Origin of the sequence: Nodularia sp. UHCC 0506 (assembly GCF_034931045.1) — a bacterium.
GTDB lineage: Bacteria > Cyanobacteriota > Cyanobacteriia > Cyanobacteriales > Nostocaceae > Nodularia.
In genome coordinates, this window is record NZ_JAYGHH010000002.1 from 202,786 (window position 1) to 209,046 (window position 6,261).

7 protein-coding genes are annotated in these 6,261 nt (G+C 42.0%); 1 reads left to right on the forward strand and 6 read right to left on the reverse strand.

The features are described 5' to 3' along the window. Positions 1 to 2: 2 nt before the first annotated feature. The 6 genes from VB654_RS02595 to VB654_RS02620 form a co-directional block, all read right to left on the reverse strand. Positions 3 to 629: a precorrin-8X methylmutase gene (locus VB654_RS02595; RefSeq protein ID WP_323211843.1), complete on the reverse strand. Its 627-nt coding sequence runs from the start codon at positions 627 to 629 to the stop codon at positions 3 to 5. A 92-nt stretch (positions 630 to 721) separates the two neighbouring features. After that, on the reverse strand, positions 722 to 1,531 hold the full coding sequence (locus VB654_RS02600; protein WP_323211844.1) for a TPM domain-containing protein: 810 nt from the start codon (positions 1,529 to 1,531) through the stop codon (positions 722 to 724). Between the two features lie 399 nt (positions 1,532 to 1,930). Then, on the reverse strand, positions 1,931 to 2,449 hold the full coding sequence (locus VB654_RS02605) for a hypothetical protein (protein WP_323211845.1): 519 nt from the start codon (positions 2,447 to 2,449) through the stop codon (positions 1,931 to 1,933). A 20-nt stretch (positions 2,450 to 2,469) separates the two neighbouring features. Beyond that, a complete protein-coding gene (locus tag VB654_RS02610) occupies positions 2,470 to 2,811 on the reverse strand; it encodes a YtxH domain-containing protein (protein WP_323211846.1) in 342 nt (113 codons plus the stop codon). Positions 2,812 to 2,924: 113 nt separating this feature from the next. Then, positions 2,925 to 3,260, reverse strand: coding sequence for a hypothetical protein (locus VB654_RS02615; RefSeq protein ID WP_323211848.1), 336 nt, complete (start codon positions 3,258 to 3,260; stop codon positions 2,925 to 2,927). Next, a complete protein-coding gene (locus tag VB654_RS02620) occupies positions 3,235 to 3,366 on the reverse strand; it encodes a hypothetical protein (protein WP_323211849.1) in 132 nt (43 codons plus the stop codon). The genes VB654_RS02615 and VB654_RS02620 overlap by 26 nt, the downstream gene beginning before the upstream one ends. Before the next feature lie 281 nt (positions 3,367 to 3,647). Between VB654_RS02620 and dpdE the strand changes: the two genes are divergently transcribed. After that, the coding region (gene dpdE, locus VB654_RS02625) for a protein DpdE (RefSeq protein ID WP_323211850.1) at positions 3,648 to 6,261 on the forward strand (2,614 nt) is incomplete at its 3' end.

Sequence of the window (6,261 nt, forward strand, 5' to 3'; positions counted from 1 at the left end):
AATTACAAATTACCTCTCTCCTGTCCATAAGCTTGCCAAGCCAAATCCACCAATCCATCAACAATAGCAGATGCTACAACGGCATTTCCTTTGCGACTGTCAATGATAATGTGAGGAACTTGAGAATCTTGCAAACCTTCCTTAGCCTTATCCGCATTCACAAACCCCACTGGAGTCGCAATTATCAAAGCAGGCTGAATTTCTTCAGATGCAATTAACTCCACCAAAGCAGTTAGTGCTGTTTGCGCTTGACCCACCACAAAAATCCCCTCAGGGTAACGCTTGGCTAAAGTTTCAATTCCCCAAGCTGCACGAGATTTTTCTTTTTGGGGGCGTGTAACGGTTTCCAGACTGCAATAGACTGGATTAGCAAAAGTATTTTGAATATCCTGGGCAATCCCTACTTGTACCATCGGGACATCTACCACAATTGTAGTGCGTGCCGCCAAAGCTGCTGCACCAGCTTGTAAAGCACGCTCAGAAAAGTGAATCAAAGATTTATATTCAAAATCAGCCGTGGCATATATTACCCGCCGGACAATCTCATATTCTGCCGGTGAAAATACATGATCACCTATTTCATTATCAATGATTGCTAAACTTTGAGCATCCGTTACGTGCCATTCCATTGCTATTCAGCTCTGAAGTACCAGCTTTTAGCTTATCAGCTTCAGGAACGCTCAATGCTGAGTATTTTGATTTTTACTCAGCACGGATAAATTCAGGACTCAGCATTAGAAGAAGGACGAGTCAAAAGAGGAGACAGATAGGCGACTAAAGCGCCAATGAGAAAACCAGAGATATTGCGAACTAGAGGCAACCAATCGCTGGTACGCGTCACCACTGGGCCAATACCAAAGGCAATAAACAAAATTCCCCACAAAGGCGAAAAAATTAAAGCCCATTGCCAAGCGAAAATCTGTCCTTCTTTTTGCGGGTGAGCTGCAAATCCACAAACTATTCCCCCCACCACTGAGGTAATTAGTGTCAGTATCCATTGTTCTCTAGGTAATCCAGGAACCACTGAGCAACCCCCTTGAAGCAAACAGCCTTTAACTGAATTTAAGGCTTGTAAAATGGCTTGGTCTTCGCCTTCATCTCGCACAAAATACAAATTGCCGAAACGGGTTTGCAATTCTATCCAAAAAGTCCGGGGTAGAAGTTCATAAACGGCATCTCCCACACTAAAGCTGAGAATATTACCGCCACGAGCATCAGCAACTAGCAAAATAGATTTATCATCTAAACCCCAATAATTAATTACTGCTCGGCCTGGAGTGCGGTCAAACTGGGTTAATACTCGCAATTTCCAGCCAGTTTCACCTTCAAATTGCTCTAAATCTGTCACCAGTTCTGCTTCTTGAACATCTGTGAGAGTTTTAGCTAAATCTATAACTGGAGTTTGAAAGTTGGGTAATAAGTCAGGATTATCATAAGCCAGTGCCGGAGGGGAGTGCATTACCCACATTGACCCAGCTAAGAAAAATACAGCAATAGATACCAGAGTTCGTCGCCAAAAACAAGACTGCATGGACGTTGTTATATAAATATAGACAGTAGAAGTGAACAAGTAGTTTTAAAAGAGTATGGGAAAAGTGATACTTCTTTACACTTGTTTACTTTACTCTAATCTAAGGTATTTAAGCAAAGCTTCGTCATTAGGGATTACTGTTCGCGTAGCGTGCCGTTAGGCATAAAAGTTATTTGTGAGAACAGGGAACAGGGAACAGGGAACAGTTTCAGTTACCTGTCATCCCCAAATTTTCTGATTTATGCAACCCAAAATTCACACTTTTGATGGTACACCCTACAAAAACCGTTCGGCTGACGATCACGGCGAAGCCTTGCACCTAATTTCGGGTTTATCAGCCTCAAACCTTTGATTTATCTGGGTTTTACATTTATTCAGCCAGCCCTCATTAGTCATTGGTTATTGAGGACTCTTCATTTTCCCCCCTGCACCCTGCCCCCTGCCCCCCTGCCTCTTCTCCCCTGCTTCTTCTACTTCGTTCTTAATTTCTCGTTCTCGCAACGTTAACGGTGGTTTTTCATTAATTGGTAGGCGTTCAACCCTTCGTGCGGGTTTTGAGCGTGTAAAGGACTTCCAAGCAGTTTTCACACCTACAACCAAGCTGCGAGTGCTGATTTGCACATTTTGAGCTTGTTTTCTGGCACCATCTAGGGTTTGGTCAACTTGCTTAACGACTTTACCTGCACTTTGTACACCTTCACTGACATCATTGGTTAAATCTGTGATTTCCATCCCAGTTTTGCGGATGGAAATTAAAGTAGGTGGTAACTCCCGTGAGAGAGTGTCAAATAGCTTTTCTGCACTGCGAGCAGCACGTGCTAACTCCTGCAAAGCCGGTATAGCCGCTACCAAAACAGCAGTCAGACTGGCGGCGACTAAGAATAAAGACAGTCCCAACCAAAACAGGGGATCAATCACGGTTATGCTATCTATGAGCGTTACAATTGCTGGGAAACAGAATCGGAGTCTTTTTGAGCTTGTTGCTGCTTTAAGTTTTGGCTTTCGCGTTGACTAGCATCTACACCAGCCGCGATCGCTTCTTGCAGTTTCTCTAAGGTATCATCCCAATTTTTCACGGCGCTGGCAGAAAGTCGATCCGCCTGAATTTGTACACTTGTTGATAAATCTTCTGCCAAGTCCGGAATGGCATTAGCAGACTTTTGTAAAAGTTTCCGTGTTTCGCGCCCTGTACGGGGTGCTACGAGCAAACCAGTTAAAGCACCAATCGTAGCTCCCAGCATGAAACCACCAACAAACACTCCAGAACGATTATTAGACATATTAATTGTTTCTCTCCTTACACCCATTTTAGGTGTGATTTTCCCCTAGCAAGATTGAAATAATTCTATCTATTTAATTTATTTTGACAATATATCAGCCAGAAATGTTGCTTTTATTTAGCTGCCGTCTTTTTTCTTGATGTCAACCCTTTCCAGCCGAATGAGCCTCCCCAGAATCGCTTTCCTAACAATAACAGGCTGATAATTTGACGTATTTGTTGGATTTGTATCTGTAGCTTTTCGTTTCCTTGGCGCAGGCTATAAATTTTTTGCTGGCTAATTTCAATATTTTCAGGTGCTTTATACAATACAGCATGAGTATGACGTTCATAGGCGTTTAGTTTATCAGCTATGCACCCTATCCATTGCTTGAGTTTCCAAATTCGCCAAGCTATGTAGAGTAATCCCAGTGAGATAAGAGTGTTAATTACGATAACTGTCGTCACCATTATTTATCTTGTCAAAGATTAATTTGAGGTTGCGCTGCTTTTCTTCTGACTTCATCATAGCTAGAGGAATCCGGTTTGGTTTCTGTAGCTGGCGTGGTGTAGCCATATTTACTCGTAGAGGGAGGGAATAGGGAACAGGGAATAGGGAAGAAGGAAGCAAGGTATAGGTCGTTTTGTATGGCTTAAGCCACCCAAGCTATCAAAATGAGAATTGCTGCCTATATAGAACCTCACTGTTTATCTAATTGCAGCACCTATACCTCTCACACTCCCCATCCCCTTTGCCTCTTTTTCAAGTTGCCAGAACTGGGTTATCACGCTAGTGTGGAGAGCTGCTATTGCTCTTGGCGTAGTAATTTCTCTTAGGATCTTCAGATAACTGGAACTATGATTGAGTTTGGTTCATTGGTACAGTCCCAGAACAACTATTTGGGAATAGGAAAAGTTACTGAGATATCTCCACCTGATGTCATGGTGGAGTATTTCTGCTCAGGAGGGCAACGCCTCCAAAAAACTTTACCTTTAGATTCCCTTTCTCAAGTTAAACTTCAGCCTCAAACCCGATGCTACATTAGCTCACCCACCCAAGATACATGGTTAATTGGCCGAATTTGTACCTGGGATGAAGATGCAGAAATGTATCAAATTGATTTACCGGATAAAAAGACGACAATTGCCACGGAACAGGAAATTTATGTCCGTTGTAACATACCCATCACAGACCCTACAGACACTCTGGCTATGAAGGGTCACGAAACACCCTACTTTCATGACAAGAGATTAACTTTTGTTAAATCTTTGATTAAACAACGCGCTATGAGTCGCGGGATGAGAGGGTTAATTTCAGCGAACATTGAACTTTATCCTCACCAAGTGGAAGTTGTCCGACGGGTGCTGGAAGACCCAATTCAGCGCTATTTATTAGCAGATGAGGTGGGACTCGGAAAAACTATTGAAGCGGGTGCAATTCTCCGTCAGTTCCTCCTTGATGAACCAAAAAAAGGTGCGGTGGTATTGGTTCCACAATATTTACTCCCACAATGGCGGGCTGAGTTAGAAAATAAATTTTACATCTCCCATTTTGGTAAACGGGTGGTGGTGCTGGCGCTGGAAGATGTGCATAAAATCAACCAGAAAGCGAATATAGGCTGCTTAATTTTAGATGAAGCCCATCATATTGCAGCGATGGCGACTTCTAGGGATGCAGCAGTGCGTCAGCGTTTTGAGTCTTGTAAACATCTGGCTCATAAAAGCGATCGCTTACTTTTATTATCTGCTACTCCTGTCCTCAACCACGAGCAAGATTTTCTCGCCATGTTGCATCTGCTTGATCCTGTAACCTATAAACTACATGATTTGGCAGGTTTCCGCACCAGAGTGCAAAATTGTCAGGAAATTGGCAGATTTCTCCTTTCTTTTCAAGAAGGTATCAATGATCAAGTTCTGAAAACTCACCTCAAAGAATTGCGAAATTTGTTTGCAGAGGATGAGTATTTGCTCAATCAGGTGGACAATTTAGAAAATTCTTTAAAAGCCAAATCCACTGATAGAAATCAAATTATCTCAGCCATTCGGAGCCACATTAGCGAAACCTATCGACTACATCGGCGAATGCTGCGTAACCGTCGCGCTGCGGTGGAAGATGTGATCTTTGATCGGGATGTGACACCAAAAGAAGAATATGATTTAGATGAGCGATCGCTTGACCTTCATGAACTCATGGAAAAATGGCGTACTACCGCCCCTAAAGAACAACCTTATCAGCAAATTTTTCTACTTTTATTCCTCGCTTCTGGCACTTGGTTAGGGATTTTAGAACAGGTAATTAACGCCCGTCTCACAGGTAAAACTCCATCTCAACTGATTCCAGAGTTCAAAGAAAATGAGCTTCGCATCTTAACCACAACCCCTAAATTCCCAGGAGAAGAAGCAATTCTGCAATCGGGTTTAAAAATTTTGCGTCAACCTGTAGATGAGGGCGAACGCACAGAAAATTTGACTACAGTGTTGCTAAATCAACTAGCTACATATTTCAAAATTTCTCCAAGTGTTCGCAGAAATAAGCCAGAATTAATCACTAGGATACAGCATAGAATTCGCAGACCCATTCCTGGAGATGTTTTGCCGAAAATTGTGGTATTTACTAGTTTTGTCCAATCTTGTCAACAAATTGTCCAACGTTTAGCTAATAGCTTTGGTGTAGAGACAATTGCAAGTCATCAATTGGGCGAACCACGAGAAAAAGTTGCAGAAAACTTAACGAGATTTCAGAATAATCCTGACTGCTTTATTTTAGTATGCGATCGCTCTGGAGAAGAAGGACTGAACCTGCAATTTGCCGACTGCTTCATTCACTTTGACTTACCTTGCTCTCCCAATCAATTAGAACAAAGAATTGGCAGATTTGACCGCATTGGTAGTAAAATCGGAATTCAATCTTATGCCTTACTTGGTCTTTTCTTAGAAACTAGTCCCCAAAATGCTTGGTATCAAGTTCTCAAAAATGGCTTTGATATCTTTGAAAGATCAATTGCCAGTCTACAATTTTACGTAGATGAAAAATTGCCAGAATTAGAAACAGCTTTGTTTCAATCAGGTGCTGCGGGATTATTAGCCATGATTTCACCAATTCAACAACAAATCACCGCCGAAACCTTGAAAATTAGCGAGCAAACTGCACTTGATGAAATTGATATTCTCGACGAAAATACTAGCCAATATTTTCAAGACCTCGATGATTACGATGCCAGTCATCTAGAAATTAAACAAGCAGTTGAAGGCTGGATGTGTGACGCACTGGGATTTAAATCGGTTAATAATCCCAATTCCGCAGAAATTAAGCGTTATCAACCCACAACGCGGACTTTGGTTTCTCTAGACGAGTTAAAAACTCACTTTGCGAATAATAATACAGAGCAATTTGGAACTTACAATCGCCGGATAGCAAACCAAAATTCTGGGACTAAACTTTTCCGCATTGGCGAAGGATTAATAGAAGCAC